Raw genomic sequence first — 16,309 nt, 5'->3', positions numbered from 1 at the left:
GCGCCACTTCGGAAGGGTTCACCTGATACGTCTGCGCGAGGAACGGATAGTCGATAAAGCGACGTAGGTGGAAAATAGGTGCTCTCCACTCGAATCGGTAGATTCACGACCATGACCGCAGCTGCCACACCCGACGGATTCGACTACGAACGATTCGACGTCACCGACGCCGGGTCCATCGCCACGGTCTTCGCGGCCAAGGAATACCGAGCCGGGCTCTACGTTCTGCACTTCACCGACGGCTCGGCCTACGTGGGCTACGCAGATTCGGTCGCCGCGCGGTTCGCCGCGGACCTCGACGTGTGGGCCGACATCGAGGCACTCGACTTCGCGGCCGGAACTCCAGATCAGCTGGGGCAGCTGCAGGAGCTCGTGTCGCGCCTGACCCGCCTCCGCGAACGCCCTTCCGATCCTGGCGCGATCGGCGAAGCACCGAGCGCGAAATCCGCACTGCCGAAAGAAGGAGCCAAGCGGGCGACGTTGCTCGACTCGACAGTCGGCAAGGCACGCAGGCAGTTCTGGGAACTGTCCGACCACATCGCGTACCCCGCCATCCGCAGCATCGTGGCCGACTACATCAATTCCTCGATCCCCGACCCGGCGAACACCGAGAAGTATCTGTGGCAGATCGCTGCCCTGTCCGACGAAATCGCCGAGACCGGTCCGCGACGCTTGGTGACGCTGACGTGCGGCGGTTTCGAGACGCTCCGCGTCGACGAGATCGTGCACGACGACGACACGATCGAACTCGACCTGCGCATCAACACCAACGTTCCGCGCGACCGCACCGACGAGCAACTCGAGGTCTCCAACGAGACGGTCAGCGCAGGACGCGGTCCGCACCGGGACGAACGTGTGTGGTCGTGGTCGATCGACCTCGGCGCACTGCTGGAAGAAGACGTGGACGTCGACCTCGGCATCGACGACGACACGTTCGACGACCTCGCCTACGGCCTCAACGCCCGGCTGATGCGATCCGGAAACTCAACGGGCGCAGCATCACACAACCACGATCTCGCGGCGGACCTGCTCGCCGAGGCATACCGGCAGCTGTTCGAGACCGAGTGACCGATCGGCTGTGGTACGTCTCGTACGGGTCCAACTTGCTGCGCGAGAGGTTCCATACCTACCTGACCGGGTCCGACGAGCGCTCCGAATTCGGTGCGCACCCACCGGCACCCACTGCGTCACCACCCACCGCAGAACGATGGCTGTGGATCGATCATGCGCTGTATTTCGCGGGAGTCTCCCGGCGCTGGACCGGAGCGTCCGCATTCGTCTCCACGACGGTCGATCCGGCGAATCGCTCTGTAGGGCGCGGATATCTGATCGAGCGAGCCCAGTTCGCTCATCTGGCCTCGGTCGAGAACGTCGTCGCAGCCGTCGATATCGGGGCGACGGAGACGCTCGCCATCGGACAGTGGTCGCAGCTGACAGTGGACCGCGAGGGCGAGAGCTTCCGCGGGAAATACGATGCACTGCTACGGCTTCCGGACATCGACGGAAGGTCCGCCTTCACGCTGACCAGTTCGACCGTGCGCGAGCCCGGCGAACCGTCGAGCAGGTATCTTTCGACCATTCGCCGCGGACTGCTGGGCGCAGACCTCGATCTGGACGTCGACGCGTACCTCTACGCGGCCATCGAACGATCGATGCAGATCACTTCAGCGCATCGAGGTTCGTCTTCAACAGCAGCACGTTGTAGTCCGACCACCGAGAAGCAGTGAAGTACAGGTCTTTTCCGCTCGACATCGGGTGAATGAACGGCGCGTAGATGCCACCGGCCGTCTGATTGGCGTCGAGGATGGTCCTCGGCGCACTCCACGGACCCTCGGGGTTGTCTGCAGTACGAGCGACCAGAGTGCGAGAGTTCTCGTCCCCGTAAATCATCACGTAGCGGCCGAGGTAGTCGTTCCACGCAACCGACATCTCACTGACCGGGCCCTTGACGATGGCGACCGTATCGCCGATGTTCTTCGACCACTGCTTCGTCGGGTCCGGATCCTGCGTCGAGTACTCGTACGCGTCGAGATCCTCGATGTCCGCTGGCGCGACCCGCGAGACGAAGGCGTCGCCGAATCGTCCGTTGGGAGTACCGAACTGGTACAGGTACTCGCCGTCGCGGCCCAGGACGTATGCACTCTGTTGGAACTTGCCCTGGCTTTCGTGGACGTTGGTGAAGCCCGGGATGGTGACACCCTTGTTGACGCGGATGGTCCTGGGATCCGTCGTCCAATTCTGGCCGTTGTCAGTGGATTTCGCAGTCGCGGAGTAATTCGTGACCCAGCGACCGGGTGTGCCCCAGCTCTGCACCGACATGTAGTTGATGTACTGGGTGTTGCCGATCGCGATGGCCGCCGTGGGGATCGTCGTGTCCTCGACGCTGGGTAGCTTTGCGCTCGAGATGATCTCGGCCGCATAGCGTGGGTTGTCTGCACGCACGACGGCACCGGAGGTGCTGTCCGCGGGATCGGCTGGACCGATCTCGATGCCCTGCGCCAAGTTCGTCGACGCCTTGTCCGAGCGGAACAGCGCGTTGCTGCGCCACTGGGCATTGCCGGAGGAGCAGTCGCCGAACGTGTCACCGAACGCGATCAGGATCTGGCCGGCACCGTTGTCCCAGCTGATCCCGAGGTCGGTACCGGACATCGCAAGGTCGTTGTAGGTGTTGTTCACACTCTGCGGACCGGTGACCCAAGCGATGCTCTGCGTGTTGCCGGTGATCCGAGGAAGCGGCCCCTGCGGACCCTGCGGGTTCTTACCCGACATGCCCGCGCTGCCCGACGACCCGAACAGCGGAGACGAGCCCGGCCCGCCGAGCCCACCACACGGTTCGGCCGACACGGTGGGCGCAGTCAAAGCGCTGAGTCCGCTCACTGCCAGCGCCAGGACAGCCCCGACAGCGATCTGCCGACTACGTACACGCATAGACGAACCCACCGTTTCCCGTGTGACCCACGATACTGATGTGACTGATGGGACGAGTGTTACGCAAATCTACTGATCGCGCAACAAATCGGGCATGTCGGTACTTGACAAAACACCTACGGAGAGAATGACACTCGTGTGATTAGCCGGCAATCATGCGGGCGTGAGTCGTGTCCAGCGCGAGCAGTGCAGCGCCCTGCACGACGACGGCAGTGCCGTGACCCACGGCCTGGTCAGCAGTGATCCGGCCGCCGAACCGAGGCTTCCTGACGGCGATGTGCGCACCGGTCGCGATGTAGAGAACGTCGAGACCGGCATTGATCCACAGCAGCCGACTCAAACTCGCGGCCGTCGGGGGCTTCGAGCTCAGCGCGCCTGCACCCGCGATCGCCAGATCGATCGCGCCCCACCCCGCCGTCTGCAACCCGAACGCCCGCCGGGCAGGCGAGGACCCGCGCAACGCCAACATCGTTCCGGCGAGCACACTCCCACCGCCCCACACCGCGAGGCGACGGCCGAGCTGCTGGGCAACGATGGGCGCTTCGAGTGCTGTCATGCACTCCAGTGTGCCGCCTCGGGGGAGATGCCGGTTCGTAACGCGCGGTCGGTTGCAGCCGATTCCATGAGCACTGAGCATTCGCGCTCGAAACGAACGGAGCCACCATGCTGAAGAAGGTCCTCGCCGGAGTCGCGCTGGCGATCGGCGGCGCAGTGCTCGTCGCGTCGACAGCGTCCGCAGCACCCGACGACAACCCGTTCGGACCCAAGGACTCGACCGCGAACTTCGTGAGCGCCCTCGACCCTGCGGCATACGGTGCAGCGAGCGCCAAATCGTTGATCGTCAGCCCGTTCGGCACGAGCCAGCAGATCGACTGCTCGTCGTTCCACGGCCAGAGCTGGTGCACCCAGAACGGGCGAGTCCTCACTCAGATTCGAATCCCGGCCGGATCGTCGGAATGGGACTACCGGACGCTCTACGTCTACAACCCGTTCTGATGATCGCCGGCCGCGTCCTGTGCGGACTGGCTCTCATCACCCTCACCGGTTGCGCTGCAACGCAACCCGAGCCGACCATCGAGGCGGCGGTGAACGTTGCGCCGTCGCCGTTCCCGGCACCTCCTCCCTCCGTTGCACCCTCCGCCATCCCGACCCCGGACGAGGCGACCGCCATCTTCCGCACCGTCTTCGACTGGACCGCCGAGCGGTCCGACCGCGCCGACGCGCTCGAGGGATCTGCCGAGGAGAATGCCGCGGTCTTCGACAGCGGTGGGATCATGTCGGAGGCGTCGTTCGACCGCATCGACGTCGTCGCACCCGGCCGGGTCGAGGCGAGCGGAACGTCCGTCGGGCAAGTGTCCTCGATCGGCTTCGTTGTCTCCGAGGGCCGTTGGAAGCTGGAACGCGTAGCGGCGTGCGGAATCACCGGGGCATGTTGACCGACGGTTCAGGTCACCATCCGAACGGGTCCGAGTCGGATCCGGGCAGCCAACTGTTGCCGGGTCCGACCCACCCTCGGGCCTTGATCATCTTCTTCGCTGCGCGCTGATTGCGGCCGATCAGACGGTCGAGGTACAGGTGACCGGCCAGATGGTCGGACTCGTGCTGCAGACACCGCGCCAGGTAGCCGTGCCCCTCGACGGATACGGGATTGTTCTCCACATCGACACCGGTCACGCGGGCCCAGTCCGCACGGCCGGTCGGGTACCGCTCCCCCGGGACCGACAGACACCCCTCACCGTCCTCGGGGTCCGGCATCGTCTCCGGGATCGCCGACGTGTCAAGCACTGGATTGACCACGTGCCCGCGATGACGGACTCCGCCGTCCTGCAGGTCGTAGACGAACACCGCACGCGGATCACCGACCTGGTTGGCGGCAAGACCGGCGCCGTGCGCCGCAGTGTTGGTCTCGAACAGGTCCTCCACGAACGCGGCCAACTCCGCGTCGAACTCGGTGACGGGAGCCGCACAGGTCGTCAAACGTGGGTCGCCGGCAACGAGGATGGGTCGAATCGCCATGCGAGAAGGTTACTGTCGAAGCATGGCTCATTCCCGTCGCTCCCCCACGGCTCACCCCGCGGACAAGTTCTGCGCATCCTGCGGACGGCGAATCGAATGGCGCAAGAAGTGGGAGAAGAACTGGGATGACATCAAGTACTGCAGCGACGCATGCCGGCGGCACAAGGTGAGCACCACCGACAAGGAACTCGAAGACAAGATCCGTTCCCTGCTCGACGCCCGATCCCGCGACTCCACAATCTGCCCTTCCGACGTCGCACGAGCACTGTCCGACGACAATTGGCGTGAGTTGATGGAGCCCGTCCGCCGCGCCGCCCGCCGCATGGTCGACGCGGGAGAAGTCGAGATCACCCAGAAAGGATCCGTCGTCGATCCGTCGACCGCGAAGGGGCCCATCCGCATCCGATGGACGCGCTGACCAGCGACACAGAAGTTGTCGGTGGGTGGGTATAGCTTTCGTGGTGTGAAGACATGGGGGGATGTGTTCGGGCTCGGCGACCAGGATTTGGTCTCCGAGCTCGCCGACGTGTCCTCCCTCGAAAACGAGCTAGCTGCAACACGATTGACGCTGCTGGCGGAGATGGACCGACGCGGTCTGGCCATGAAACTCGGCTACTCGTCGGTCACCCGGTGGTACGCGCGATCGGTGCGCATCACCGACGGGTCCGCCGCTCGTCAGATGGAGCTGGGGCAGTGGCTCACCGACCGGCCCAGTGTGTTGAATGCCCTCGCAGGTGGCGATATCCACGCCGCGCACGCCTCGGCGATCGCCGACGGCTACGCCACCGTGGTGGTCGCCGACCCCACCCTCGACGAACGACGCCGCGACGCTGTCGTCGCCGAACTGCTCGAAACCGCTATGCGCAGCACCGCCGGGCAGGTCGCCTCCCGCGCGCAGGCACTGGCGCATTCCGCCGCGGACGACGCCAGAGCCCGCCACGAGCAGGCCGAGGAGCAACGACAAGAACAGGAGCGGACACAGGGGCGGGACCGGGCGAGCCGAGCTGATGCAGGTGGCGCGGGTGACGCAGCAAACTCCGGTGATGCAGGCGGGTCGGATGAGCCCGAACCTGCTGGGCCCGAGCCTGTTCCAGCTGGGCCGCCGCCGATACCGGTGTCGGAGAACCCGGAGTTGAACCGTTTCGATGTTCACCCGCTTGCCAGTGGCCGCTTCCAGATGGGTGGCAACGTCGACCGGCTCCTGGCCGAGAAGCTGCTCACCGCACTGTCGGCGTTGACCGCACCGCAGCCCGGCCCCGGTGGGGAACGCGATCGACGTGGTCCGTCGAAGCGGCGGGCGGACGCACTCGATCGGATCCTCGACCGGCACCTGAGCGGTGGTGGCCGCGGATCGGCGGGCGGGTCGCGCGCATCGGTGCACTTGATCGTCCCGCTGCGGGACCTGCTCGCCGACCGTGGACACACGCAATCGAACAGCGCAACAACGAGTTCGACGACAGACGGTTCCGGCGGCCACTCACGGACCGGTGGTGCCGACACGCGTCGCGATCGTGGTGCCGGCGGCGGTCACGTCGGCGAGAGCAATGCTGGTGCCGGCGGCAGTTCACGAGCCCGCGATACCGACGTCGGTCCCGATCGTGGCAACGGTCGTCGCGTCAGCGGGAGCGGCGCGGGTGCCGGCGACGACTCACGGACCGGCGATGCCGACACGCCTCCCGTGGCTGGCACTGACGGCGGGCACGACGTCGGGAGCGGTGTCGGTGCCGGTTCACGGACCGGTGATACCCGCGGCGACCGTGTCGGTCCCAGCACTGGTGCCGGTGACCATCGCGGACAGAAGTCTGCACCCAAGCCCGGTGATGCCGACTGGCCGTTCCACTTCGACTGGCCCGGGCCGATGAGCCGCGCCTTCGCCGAACTTCTCACCTGCGATGCCGACCTCACCCCGGTCATCGTCGACCACCACGGCGTCCCCCTCGCCCTCGGCCGCAGCACCAGACTCGCCAGCGACGACCAACGCATCGCCCTGACCATCCGCGATCGATGCTGCGTGATGTGCGGCCGCCCCGCACAGTGGTGCCAGGCCCACCACGTGAAGTTCTGGGAACACGGCGGCCGCACCGACCTGAACAACCTCGCGCTGGTCTGCGGAGAATGCCACCGCCTCGTCCACCACGGCGACTGGCAACTGCTCATGGGCGACGACGGACACCCCTATGCCATCCCACCCGAATCCATCGACCCCACAAGACAACCCATCCCCAGCTACCACCGCCGAAAACGTCGCGCAGCGTGACAACAGGTCAGCTGCGCAGCTCACGCTTGAGCAATTTTCCGCTCTGATTGCGCGGCAATTCGTCGACGAAGGTGACGGTCTTGGGTACCTTGAACGGCGCTATCCGCCCCTTCACGTGGTCGATCAACACCTGCGACGACAGCTCACTTCCGTCCTTGAGCACGACGACGGCCGTCACCGCCTCGATCCACTTGTCGTCGGGCGTCCCGATCACCGCGACCTCGGCGACCGCCGGATGGGTGTAGATCGCATCCTCCACCTCGCGGGACGCGACGAGGATGCCGCCGGTGTTGATGACATCCTTGATCCGGTCGACCACGGTGATGAACCCCTCGGCGTCGCGTGTCACCAAGTCACCGGAATGAAACCACCCCTCCGAGAACGCATCTGCCGTCGCCTCCGGCTTGTCCCAGTAGCCGTCGCACAACTGAGGAGAACGGTAGAGAATCTCACCGGGCTCGCCGTCCGGCACATCGTTGCCGTCGGCATCGACGACGCGGGTCTCGACGAAGAACACCGCACGTCCGCACGACGCCGGCCGCGCCTCGTGCTCCTCGGGCTGCAATACCGTTGCCAATGGCCCGATCTCGGACTGCCCGAAGCAGTTGTAGAACTCGATGTCCGGGTACCGCTCACGCAGCCGAGTGAGAACGGTGACAGGCATGATCGAAGACCCGTACTGCGCCTTCTTCAACGACGAGAGGTCGCGCGTCGCCAGGTCGGGGTGATTGGCGAGCGGAACCCACACCGTCGGTGCCAGGAACAGAGACTTGATCTTCTCCGCTTCGATGCGGCGCAGGATCTCCGGAACGTCGGGCCTGCGCATCAAACGGACGGTGGCACCCACCGACAGGTACGGGAGCATGAACACGTGCATCCCCGCCGAGTGGTACATCGGCATCACCAGCAGCGGATCGTCGTCCTGGGTGAACCCGAGCGCGATGACGCACGAGACGTACTCCGCGACCAGCGCGCCGTGAGACATCATCGCGCCCTTGGGTTTCGACGTCGTCCCGGAGGTGTAGAGCAATTGAGCGAGGTCGGTCGCATCGGCGACGGGGTCGAGTTCGGAGCCTTCGCCGTCCGTGCCCAGCACGTCGGGAAGGGAGACCACGTGCTCGATGCTCAGCGTGCCGCGAACCGAATCGAGCGTGCCCGCCAACTCCGGGTCGACCAACACTGCCCGAGAACCCGATTGCTGCAACAGGTACTGCAATTCGTCGCCCACGAGCGCATAGTTGATCGGGACGTGCACCAATCCGGCTCGCGCACAGGCGAGGAACGCGACCACGTACGCGTCGGAGTTGACGCCGTACGCCGCCACTCGGTCACCCTTGTTCAATCCCAACGCGATCAGTCGTCGAGCGGCGCGGGTGACCGCGGTATCGAGTTCTGAGTAGGTGTGACTGCGTCCCTCGAATGTCACCGCAAGACGGTCCGGGAATTTCGCGGCAGACCGTCGAAGGACGCCGTCGACGGTGTTCACTCGTGTTCCGCTGCTCATCACCCGACGTTATAGGACGTCCAAGCATCTCGTGCCGTGTTTGGCTGCCCTCAGGGTTCGATCGATGCCATCGGGGCATGCGAGAAGGTATGACAGCGAAACAAGCCCTCGACAGCCTCGAATCTGCCTCGTTCCTCGACGGAGCAAGCAACGCGATCAACAGTGTCCTGAAACCCGCACTGGACGACACCGCCGTCGGCGCAGGTCTACGCGGCCGGTGGATCGGTCACCCCATCCACCCGGCCCTCGTCAACGTCACCATCGGAAGCTGGACGAGCGCCGTCGTCCTCGATCTGCTGAACCACCAGTCCAGGGCGAGCAAGCTGGTCATCTCCCTCGGGCTTGTGTCCGCGCCGGCAGCCATCGCCACCGGATGGGCCGATTGGTCGACGATGAACACCCGTCAGCGACGCGTCGGGATGATCCACGCGGCGTCCAACGCGACCGGCGTCTTCCTCTTCCTCGGCTCCTGCTTGCGGCGCCGCAAGCAGACCGATGGCATCGCCAAGGCCCTGGCCGCTGCCGGTCTGGCAACGGCGAGCGTCGGCGGTCTCATCGGAGGCCACCTCGCCTACACCTCGACCGAGCAGGAACCGGCTCCGGCAGGCAAGCACAGCATTCGCCGATAGATCAGCAGTTGTTCGGCTCCCCGATCTTCACCGCGGACAGCAGAGCATCACCCTCACCGACGAGCACCCCTGCTTGCGGATCCTGCGCCACAACAATCCAGTTCGAGTCGTTGACCTGCATCCGGCTCGCACCGGACGCGTCGACGCTCCGGGAGTAGAAGATCCCCGCCGCCTGGATCGCGTTCTGGGCGGACTGCAGATTCATGCACACGACCGAAGGCATGGCGGCGAGGACGGGCTCTGCCGCGGGCGGCTCGGACGCGGTGGTGTCCGGGACAACGATCCTGTCGACCGGCGTCGGTGCGGGCGTGGTCGCCTCGACGGTCACGGTCCGAACTTCGGTCCGGACTTCGGGCTCGGCGGAGTCCGTGGATCCGCAGCCCACGAGGACGAGCGCAGGAAGGGCGAGCCCGATGACCGAGTGCACGCGGGAACGACTACTGCTTGTCATGAAAACCCTTCGACACGACCGATGGCCTGGCGCAACCGGTACCCATGGGAGATCGCCAGACCGGTAAGTCTGTTACTTCCCGTCCATCGGTGGCGTTTCCGTACACCGTACGGTAAGCTGCGTCGGCCCCGGGCGAACCAGCGTCGGGGGCGGCGAAAGGCGACCGAAGCGCACATGACCCAGGCCCAGCCGACGACACCAACTCAGCCATCCATCGACGAACTGTCCACCATCCTCGTTCGCGGAGCACGCGAGAACAATCTCCGCGACGTGAACCTCGACCTGCCCAAACGCTCGCTCGTCGTCTTCGCGGGCGTCTCAGGGTCAGGGAAGTCATCACTCGTCTTCGACACCATCGCTGCCGAAGCTCAACGGCAGATCAACTCGACGTTCACCGCGTTCGCGCAGACGTTCCTTCCGTCCTACGGCCGTCCCGACGCCGATCTCATCGCCAACCTGTCGGCTGTCGTCATCGTCGATCAGAAGCGTCTGTTCGGCGGCCCGCGCTCGACCGTCGGCACCATCACCGACATCGGCGACTGGCTGCGCATGCTGTGGTCCCGCGGCGTCACCCCGACGATCGGGTTCGCGAACGCGTTCTCGTTCAACGACCCGGCCGGCATGTGCCTCGAGTGCGAGGGGCTCGGCGAGGCGAAGGTCGTGGACCTCGGCGAACTGGTGGACGAGTCGAAGTCTTTGCGCGAGGGGCCGTTCAAGCATCCGGACTTCGAGGTCGGCAAATGGCCGTATCGGGTGTTCGCCGACTCGGGCCTGTTCGATCTCGACGTCCCGATCGAGCAGTACTCCGCCCGCGAGCGCCACATGTTCTTCGACGCGAAACCCGGCGAGTTCGAGGTACTGAACCCCGATGCCGTCATGAAGAGCTACGAGGGGATCGTGTCCCGGTTCCGGCGTAGCTACCTGGCCAAGGACGCCGACGCCCTGAAGGGCAAGGCCAAGCTCGCGTTCGAGCGCATCGTCACGCGCGGGGTCTGCGAATCCTGCGGCGGCTCCCGCTACAACGAGACCATCCGCGGCGCGACCCTCGAGGGCCTGTCTCTGCCCGACGCGTTCTCGATGCAGGTGTCCGAGCTCGCCGACCGCATCGACGGGTGGCAGATCGACGGCCTGGGCACCGTCACCGCCGAAATCGTCACGCAGCTGCGAAGACTCGTCGATCTCGGTCTCGGCTACCTCAGCCTGGACCGCGCGACGTCATCGCTGTCGGGCGGTGAATCCCAGCGCATCAAGATGGTCCGGCACCTCGGAGCCACCCTGAACGACATGCTCTACGTCTTCGACGAACCGACGACAGGCCTGCACCCCCGCGACGTTCACCGCCTCGACGACATGTTGCTCGCGCTGCGCGACAAGGGCAACACCGTCCTCGTCGTCGAGCACGACCCCGAGGTCATGGCCATCGCCGACCGCATCGTCGAGATCGGCCCCGGCGCGGGAAAGGCGGGCGGCACGGTCGTGTTCGAGGGAACCTACGACGAGCTGCGCGACGCCGACACCAGGACCGGTGCCGCGTTGCGGCGCGAGGATGTCGTATTGCGCAATCCCCGAACTGCTTCGGGCTGGCTGAGCATCACGGGAGCCAGCACCCACAATCTGCGCGACGTCAGCGTCGACATTCCGCTGGGAGTCCTGACGGCCGTCACCGGCGTCGCCGGTTCCGGGAAGTCGAGTCTCATCCACGGGCACCTCCGTGAGGCCGCACCGGACGCCGTCATCATCGACCAGGCACCCATCCGCGGATCGCGGCGCTCCTCCCCCGCGACGTACACCGGTCTGCTCGATCCGATCCGTACGTACTTCGCCAAGAAGACCGGCCAGCCGCCGTCGCTGTTCTCGCCCAACTCCGACGGCGCGTGCCCCGACTGCCAGGGCAGCGGTGTCATCTTCACCGATCTCGGGTTCACCGACCCGGTGACGAGCACCTGCGAGACGTGCCAGGGCAGGCGATTTCGGTCGGGCGCGATCCGGCATACCGTCGATGGCGTCAGCATCGCCGATATCTTCGAGATGTCCGTCGAGGACGCTCAGGACTTCTTCGAGGTCAAGAAGATCCGCGACATCCTCCGCCGGTGCCGGGACGTCGGGCTCGGCTACCTCTCGCTCGGCCAGAACCTGTCGTCGCTCTCCGGCGGCGAGCGACAACGGCTCAAGCTCGCCACCGAACTGGTCGGGTCGTCACCGGTGCTGGTCCTCGACGAGCCGACGACCGGTCTGCATCCGTCGGACGTGTCGAACCTGATCGCGTTGCTGTCCGGGATGGTCGACGAGGGCAGGTCCGTGATCGTCATCGAACACAACCTCGACGTCATAGCCGCCGCCGACTGGGTCATCGACCTCGGCCCCGACGGCGGGCACAACGGCGGTTTGATCACCTTCACCGGAACCGTCGACGAGTTGGTGGTCTCCGACACCCACACCGGCACGTACCTGGCACGGAGCCTGGGCCGGTGACCACCACCCGATAGTGTTGGCGCTCCAGGGGCATCGGACACACAGGAGTGGCAGTGCAGCGTCGATCGGCACTAATGATCTCAGCAGGGTTCGCGGTCGTCGCGCTGGTCGCGACCGGCTGCGGCAGCACGACGGCCGACTCCCCGCCGGCGACCACCTCGGCCACGGCGTCGAGCGGAGAGTTCCCGAGGACGATCGCGTCGGGCACGGACGGCGGGACCGTCACCATCGACGCGATGCCTCGTTCGATCGTCTCGCTGAGCCCGACGGCGACGGAGACCCTGTACGCCGTCGGAGCGGGCGAGCAGGTGGCGGCCGTCGACGATCAGTCGGACTATCCCGCCGACGCACCGAAGACCGGGCTGTCGGCGTTCACGCCGAGCCTCGAGGCGATCGTCGCGTACGACCCCGATCTGGTGATCACCTCCACCGACCTCGGCCTGGTGACGTCCACTTTGGCCGAGGCCGGTATTCCGACGCTGCTGGTCCCGGCCGCGACGAGCCTCGACGACGCGTACTCGCAGATCGAGCTCGTCGCGGACGCGACCGGGCACGACGCCGAGGGCGACGCGGTGGTCACACAGATGCGCGACCGAATCGATGCCGCCGTGGCGAGTGTCCCCGCGCGCGACGAGCCCCTGACGTATTTCCACGAACTCGACGACACGCTGTACACGGTGTCGAGCGCCAGCTTCGTCGGTCAGATCTACGGTCTGTTCGGCCTGACGAGCATCGCCGACAGCTCCGGCGCAGGCGACTACCCGCAACTGTCCGCCGAATCGGTGATCACCGCGGATCCCGATGTCGTGTTCCTCGCCGACGCCCAATGCTGCGGCGTCACAGCCGAATCGGTTGCAGCCCGACCGGGGTGGGGATCGATGACCGCCGTCCGAGACGGCAGGATCTTCCCGATGGACGAGGACCTGTCGAGTCGATGGGGCCCCCGCATCGCGGACCAGGTCGAGGCCGTCGCCGCAGTGATGCAGCAGATTCCGGCGTGAACCCAGCGACGATGGGGTAACGCGTCACCCAGCCACAGCCGCCTTCCGCTGCACTGCAGCAGATTCCGGCGTGAGCCCGGCGACGATGGGGTAAGGCGCTAATCGGCCAAGGCCGCCGTCCGATGTGGTGAGACAGGTTCCGGCGCGCACGCGGCGACGATGGGGTATCGAGTCAGCCGGCCACGGTCGCCTTCCGATGTGGTGAGACAGGTTCCGGCGTGCACCCAGCGACGATGGGGTAACGCGTCAGCCGGCCACGGCGACCTTCCGTCGTCGTGCAACAGATTTCAGTGTGAACCGAGGACCGGCCCGATGGCGCGTCCATCGGCAACGGACCCTCGGCAGTGCTGCCGAAGGGGACCGTTGCCGGGCACTGGCCGTGCTCTACACGACGCTGTCGCGCCGCATTGCCTCGATTTCGTCGGCGCTGCAGCCTATTTCGGTGAGCACCTCGTCGGTGTCGGCCCCGTGCTTGCGGCCGGTGTACCTGATGCGGCCGGGGCTACCACCCATTCGCCACATGACGTTCTGCATCCGGACGGGACCGAGGTCGTCGTCCTCGACGGTCGTCACCATCTCGATGGCGTTGACCTGCGGATCGGACAACAGATCGCTCGGCTTGTAGACGGGAGCGACTGCGGCACCTGCCTTCTCGAACTCGTCGATCACCACGTCCTTCGTCCGTTCGCCGATCCAGCCGCCGACGTACTCGTCCAACAGGTCCGCGTGGGCGGCGCGCTGACGCCCGGTGGCGAACCACGGTTCGTCGAGCACTTCAGGGTGACCCACCAGCACGAGCACGCGCTCGGCTATCGAATTGGCGCTCGTGGAGATGGCCAACCAATGCCCGTCTGCGGTCTTGTACAGGTTGCGGGGCGCGTTGTTGCTGGACCGGTTCCCGGTTCGCTCCTGATCGATCCCCAGCTGGTCTGCGTAGATGACGCCCGGCCCGACCGCGGCCATGATCGGGCTCAACAGATCCAGATCGATCTGCTGGCCGATGCCGCCGTTGTTGGTGCGGTGCAGCAGAGCCATCGACACGGCCGACGAGCCCGCGATCCCGGCGAGGGAATCGGCCAATCCGAACGCCGGAAGTGTCGGCGGCCCGTCGGCTTCACCGGTCAGGTGCGCGAACCCGCTCATCGATTCGACGAGCGTGCCGAAGGCGGGCCTGGTGGCGTACGGTCCGGTCTGACCGAAGCCGGTGACACGCAACAGGATCAGACCCGGGTTGAGCTCGGAGAGCACGTCGTATCCCAGCCCCCAGCGTTCGAGGGTCCCGGGCCGGAAGTTCTCGACCACCACGTCGGCCTCCGCGGCGAGGCGGCGAAAGAGAGCTCCGCCCTGCGCGCTTCCGAGGTCGAGGGTCATCGTCCGCTTGTTGCGACCTATCATCGTCCACCACAGTGGGTGACCGTCCTTGTCAAGACCGTGCCCGCGCATCCCGTCGGGCTTGGTGGGGTGCTCGATCTTGATGACCTCTGCCCCGAAGTCGCCCAGGATCTGCGCGACGAGGGGCCCGGCGAGGATCGTCGAGATGTCGAGAACCTTGATGCCCTCCAGTGGGCCCGTCACAGGTACGGACGGTGCAGGTAGCGGCCTGCGGGGGCACCGGCGACGGTACCGTCGGCGAGTACCCGCTGACCACGGACGAACGTGTCGGTCACCTTGGCACCGAGCTCGAATCCCTCGAACGGCGTGTACTCCTGAGCCGACTCGGAATCCTCCGGGCGCACGGTCCATGTGTGATCGGGGTCGATGAGGGCGATGTCTGCGTCCATGCCGACTGCGATGTCTCCCTTGCCCGGCAGGCCGTAGCGTCGGGCCGGGTTCAGTGACGTGAGCTCGGCGATACGACGCCAGCTCAGGCCGCGCTTGCGTCCTTCGCTGACGAGACCGGGCAGCAGGTATTCCGCACCACCGAAGCCGGACTTCGCGGCGAAGATGTCGCCCCGGTCCTCGGCGAACTTCTTCTCGTCCTTGCAGCAGGCGTGATCACTGACGACCCAGTCGATGTCACCGGCGAGCAGGTGCTCCCACAGTGCTTCGACGTCGTCGCGCGGGCGCAGCGGCGGGTTGACCTTGCCGCCGAGTCCGTAGGCGGTGACGATGTCGGCCAGCAGGTGCCCGATGGTGACCTCGCGGCGGAAGTCGACGTGCGGGAACGCCTTTGCCATCCGCATCGCCGCGGTCAATGCCTTGCGCGAGGACAGGTGCAGCAGGTTGATGTTGGGCAGCTGCGTCTCGTCGGCGAGGAACGATGCGATGGTGACGGCGAGGCCCTCGGAATGCGGCGGCCGTGACGCGCTGTATGCCGCGAGGCCCTCGAGAGTGCCTTCCTCCTCGACGATCTTGGTGTACGCGCTCATGATCTCAGCGGTCTCGCAGTGCAGCGACAACGAGATGTGATCGGCCTTGTCGCCCATCTGCTCTCGGGCAGCCTGGATGCCGCGCATGACGAACTCGAAGTGCGCCAGGTCGTAGCGCTCTCCCTCGGGTGTCATGAGGAATTCGCTCTGATCGGTGGACCGGCCGTGCAGCCCGTGGCTGCCGTAGAACATGAAGATCTTGAACGACGTGACGCCGTGATCTGCGATGAGCGCAGGGATTTCGTCGATGTGTTCCTTCGACATCGGCGCGAGGTGGTACGCGTAGTCGACGTAGGGGCGCCCCTCGGTGGCATCGAGGACCTTGGGGAACACATCCGCGTACGAACCACCGGTGTTCATGTAGTACTGCCCGGTCCGCATGTAGGAGAGCGACGTGGTGACGCCGCCCTGGACACACGCCCGCGACTCGGTCTCGGCGTCGTCACCGAGGGAGTTGTAGATGCCCCAGTGCTGGTGTGCGTCGACGACACCGGGGAACGCGACCTTGCCGGCCGCGTCGATGACGGTATCCGCTGCCGAGGCATCGATATTCGCTTCGATGCGAGTGAACTTGCCGTCTTCGATCAGCAGGTCCAGAAACTCGCCCTCGTCGGGGGCGTCGGATCCTGGTCGAACTACGCGCGCATTGGTGATCAACAGCGTTGACATGGTGGTCCTTTCG

General features: G+C 65.8%; 16 protein-coding genes and 1 pseudogene. 10 read left to right on the top strand and 7 right to left on the bottom strand.

Annotated features, from left to right (window positions below):
* The first annotated feature begins 111 nt into the window (after positions 1 to 111).
* On the top strand, positions 112 to 1,068 hold the full coding sequence (locus tag R4P47_RS18470) for a hypothetical protein (RefSeq protein ID WP_317785386.1): 957 nt from the start codon (positions 112 to 114) through the stop codon (positions 1,066 to 1,068).
* The gene (locus R4P47_RS18465; protein ID WP_317785385.1) at positions 1,065 to 1,727 is read left to right on the top strand and encodes a hypothetical protein; all 663 of its coding nucleotides are present in this window, start codon (positions 1,065 to 1,067) and stop codon (positions 1,725 to 1,727) included. Before R4P47_RS18470 ends, R4P47_RS18465 begins: the two co-directional genes overlap by 4 nt.
* Here R4P47_RS18465 and R4P47_RS18460 read toward each other — a convergent pair.
* The gene (locus tag R4P47_RS18460) at positions 1,660 to 2,928 is read right to left on the bottom strand and encodes a DUF4185 domain-containing protein (RefSeq protein WP_317785384.1); all 1,269 of its coding nucleotides are present in this window, start codon (positions 2,926 to 2,928) and stop codon (positions 1,660 to 1,662) included. The genes R4P47_RS18465 and R4P47_RS18460 overlap by 68 nt on opposite strands.
* A 142-nt stretch (positions 2,929 to 3,070) precedes the next feature.
* Positions 3,071 to 3,484: a DUF6992 family protein gene (locus R4P47_RS18455; RefSeq protein ID WP_068047047.1), complete on the bottom strand. Its 414-nt coding sequence runs from the start codon at positions 3,482 to 3,484 to the stop codon at positions 3,071 to 3,073.
* A 107-nt stretch (positions 3,485 to 3,591) separates the two neighbouring features.
* Here R4P47_RS18455 and R4P47_RS18450 point away from each other — a divergent pair, with 107 nt between their 5' ends.
* Positions 3,592 to 3,924, top strand: a complete 333-nt coding sequence (locus R4P47_RS18450; protein WP_068047049.1) for a hypothetical protein — start codon at positions 3,592 to 3,594, stop codon at positions 3,922 to 3,924.
* On the top strand, positions 3,885 to 4,364 hold the full coding sequence (locus R4P47_RS18445) for a hypothetical protein (protein WP_317785383.1): 480 nt from the start codon (positions 3,885 to 3,887) through the stop codon (positions 4,362 to 4,364). The genes R4P47_RS18450 and R4P47_RS18445 overlap by 40 nt, the downstream gene beginning before the upstream one ends.
* 13 nt (positions 4,365 to 4,377) lie before the next feature.
* On the opposite strand, the gene R4P47_RS18440 is transcribed toward R4P47_RS18445, so the two are convergent.
* Positions 4,378 to 4,944 (bottom strand): peptide deformylase, encoded by a 567-nt coding sequence (locus R4P47_RS18440; RefSeq protein ID WP_317785382.1) that lies wholly within the window; start codon positions 4,942 to 4,944, stop codon positions 4,378 to 4,380.
* Here R4P47_RS18440 and R4P47_RS18435 point away from each other — a divergent pair.
* The 3 genes and pseudogenes from R4P47_RS18435 to R4P47_RS18425 all read left to right on the top strand — a co-directional run.
* A pseudogene (locus R4P47_RS18435) lies at positions 4,928 to 5,095 on the top strand (DUF2256 domain-containing protein); the annotation flags it as partial. The gene R4P47_RS18440 and the pseudogene R4P47_RS18435 sit on opposite strands and share 17 nt — an antisense overlap.
* A gap of 15 nt (positions 5,096 to 5,110) precedes the next feature.
* Entirely contained in the window at positions 5,111 to 5,362 is a 252-nt protein-coding gene (locus tag R4P47_RS18430; RefSeq protein ID WP_255183390.1) for a DUF3253 domain-containing protein, read from the top strand.
* A 45-nt stretch (positions 5,363 to 5,407) separates the two neighbouring features.
* Complete coding sequence (locus R4P47_RS18425) at positions 5,408 to 7,201, top strand: HNH endonuclease signature motif containing protein (protein WP_317785381.1); 1,794 nt, start codon at positions 5,408 to 5,410, stop codon at positions 7,199 to 7,201.
* A 7-nt stretch (positions 7,202 to 7,208) separates the two neighbouring features.
* Here the strand turns inward: R4P47_RS18425 and R4P47_RS18420 are convergent, their stop codons facing one another.
* Entirely contained in the window at positions 7,209 to 8,705 is a 1,497-nt protein-coding gene (locus R4P47_RS18420; protein WP_317785380.1) for an acyl-CoA synthetase, read from the bottom strand.
* Positions 8,706 to 8,794: 89 nt separating this feature from the next.
* Between R4P47_RS18420 and R4P47_RS18415 the strand changes: the two genes are divergently transcribed.
* A complete protein-coding gene (locus R4P47_RS18415) occupies positions 8,795 to 9,334 on the top strand; it encodes a DUF2231 domain-containing protein (protein WP_317785379.1) in 540 nt (179 codons plus the stop codon).
* A 1-nt stretch (position 9,335) separates the two neighbouring features.
* Here the strand turns inward: R4P47_RS18415 and R4P47_RS18410 are convergent, their stop codons facing one another.
* Positions 9,336 to 9,785 (bottom strand): hypothetical protein, encoded by a 450-nt coding sequence (locus R4P47_RS18410; RefSeq protein WP_317785378.1) that lies wholly within the window; start codon positions 9,783 to 9,785, stop codon positions 9,336 to 9,338.
* Positions 9,786 to 9,959: 174 nt separating this feature from the next.
* Between R4P47_RS18410 and R4P47_RS18405 the strand changes: the two genes are divergently transcribed.
* Both R4P47_RS18405 and R4P47_RS18400 read left to right on the top strand, forming a co-directional pair.
* Positions 9,960 to 12,257: an excinuclease ABC subunit UvrA gene (locus R4P47_RS18405; protein WP_317785377.1), complete on the top strand. Its 2,298-nt coding sequence runs from the start codon at positions 9,960 to 9,962 to the stop codon at positions 12,255 to 12,257.
* Positions 12,258 to 12,331: 74 nt separating this feature from the next.
* On the top strand, positions 12,332 to 13,258 hold the full coding sequence (locus tag R4P47_RS18400; RefSeq protein WP_317785376.1) for an ABC transporter substrate-binding protein: 927 nt from the start codon (positions 12,332 to 12,334) through the stop codon (positions 13,256 to 13,258).
* Positions 13,259 to 13,642: 384 nt separating this feature from the next.
* Here the strand turns inward: R4P47_RS18400 and R4P47_RS18395 are convergent, their stop codons facing one another.
* The gene (locus R4P47_RS18395; RefSeq protein WP_068282244.1) at positions 13,643 to 14,833 is read right to left on the bottom strand and encodes a CaiB/BaiF CoA transferase family protein; all 1,191 of its coding nucleotides are present in this window, start codon (positions 14,831 to 14,833) and stop codon (positions 13,643 to 13,645) included.
* Positions 14,830 to 16,296: a dihydroorotase family protein gene (locus R4P47_RS18390; RefSeq protein WP_317785375.1), complete on the bottom strand. Its 1,467-nt coding sequence runs from the start codon at positions 16,294 to 16,296 to the stop codon at positions 14,830 to 14,832. Before R4P47_RS18390 ends, R4P47_RS18395 begins: the two co-directional genes overlap by 4 nt.
* Positions 16,297 to 16,309 lie beyond the last annotated feature (13 nt).

Origin of the sequence: Rhodococcus sp. IEGM 1370, assembly GCF_033142325.1 — a bacterium.
GTDB lineage: Bacteria > Actinomycetota > Actinomycetes > Mycobacteriales > Mycobacteriaceae > Rhodococcoides.
The sequence above is the reverse complement of the archived record's forward strand: the minus strand, read 5'-3'. Positions and strand labels throughout refer to the sequence as shown.

What these genes read in the sequence shown, in the direction of transcription:
- R4P47_RS18445 (WP_317785383.1), top strand. Translation starts at nt 3,885, where the DNA reads ATGGGACTACCGGACGCTCTACGTCTACAACCCGTTCTGATGATCGCC.
- R4P47_RS18470 (WP_317785386.1), top strand. Translation starts at nt 112, where the DNA reads ATGACCGCAGCTGCCACACCCGACGGATTCGACTACGAACGATTCGAC.
- R4P47_RS18450 (WP_068047049.1), top strand. Translation starts at nt 3,592, where the DNA reads ATGCTGAAGAAGGTCCTCGCCGGAGTCGCGCTGGCGATCGGCGGCGCA.
- R4P47_RS18440 (WP_317785382.1), bottom strand. Translation starts at nt 4,944, where the DNA reads ATGGCGATTCGACCCATCCTCGTTGCCGGCGACCCACGTTTGACGACC.
- R4P47_RS18420 (WP_317785380.1), bottom strand. Translation starts at nt 8,705, where the DNA reads ATGAGCAGCGGAACACGAGTGAACACCGTCGACGGCGTCCTTCGACGG.
- R4P47_RS18390 (WP_317785375.1), bottom strand. Translation starts at nt 16,296, where the DNA reads ATGTCAACGCTGTTGATCACCAATGCGCGCGTAGTTCGACCAGGATCC.
- R4P47_RS18410 (WP_317785378.1), bottom strand. Translation starts at nt 9,785, where the DNA reads ATGACAAGCAGTAGTCGTTCCCGCGTGCACTCGGTCATCGGGCTCGCC.
- R4P47_RS18405 (WP_317785377.1), top strand. Translation starts at nt 9,960, where the DNA reads ATGACCCAGGCCCAGCCGACGACACCAACTCAGCCATCCATCGACGAA.
- R4P47_RS18455 (WP_068047047.1), bottom strand. Translation starts at nt 3,484, where the DNA reads ATGACAGCACTCGAAGCGCCCATCGTTGCCCAGCAGCTCGGCCGTCGC.
- R4P47_RS18460 (WP_317785384.1), bottom strand. Translation starts at nt 2,928, where the DNA reads ATGCGTGTACGTAGTCGGCAGATCGCTGTCGGGGCTGTCCTGGCGCTG.
- R4P47_RS18415 (WP_317785379.1), top strand. Translation starts at nt 8,795, where the DNA reads ATGACAGCGAAACAAGCCCTCGACAGCCTCGAATCTGCCTCGTTCCTC.
- R4P47_RS18400 (WP_317785376.1), top strand. Translation starts at nt 12,332, where the DNA reads ATGATCTCAGCAGGGTTCGCGGTCGTCGCGCTGGTCGCGACCGGCTGC.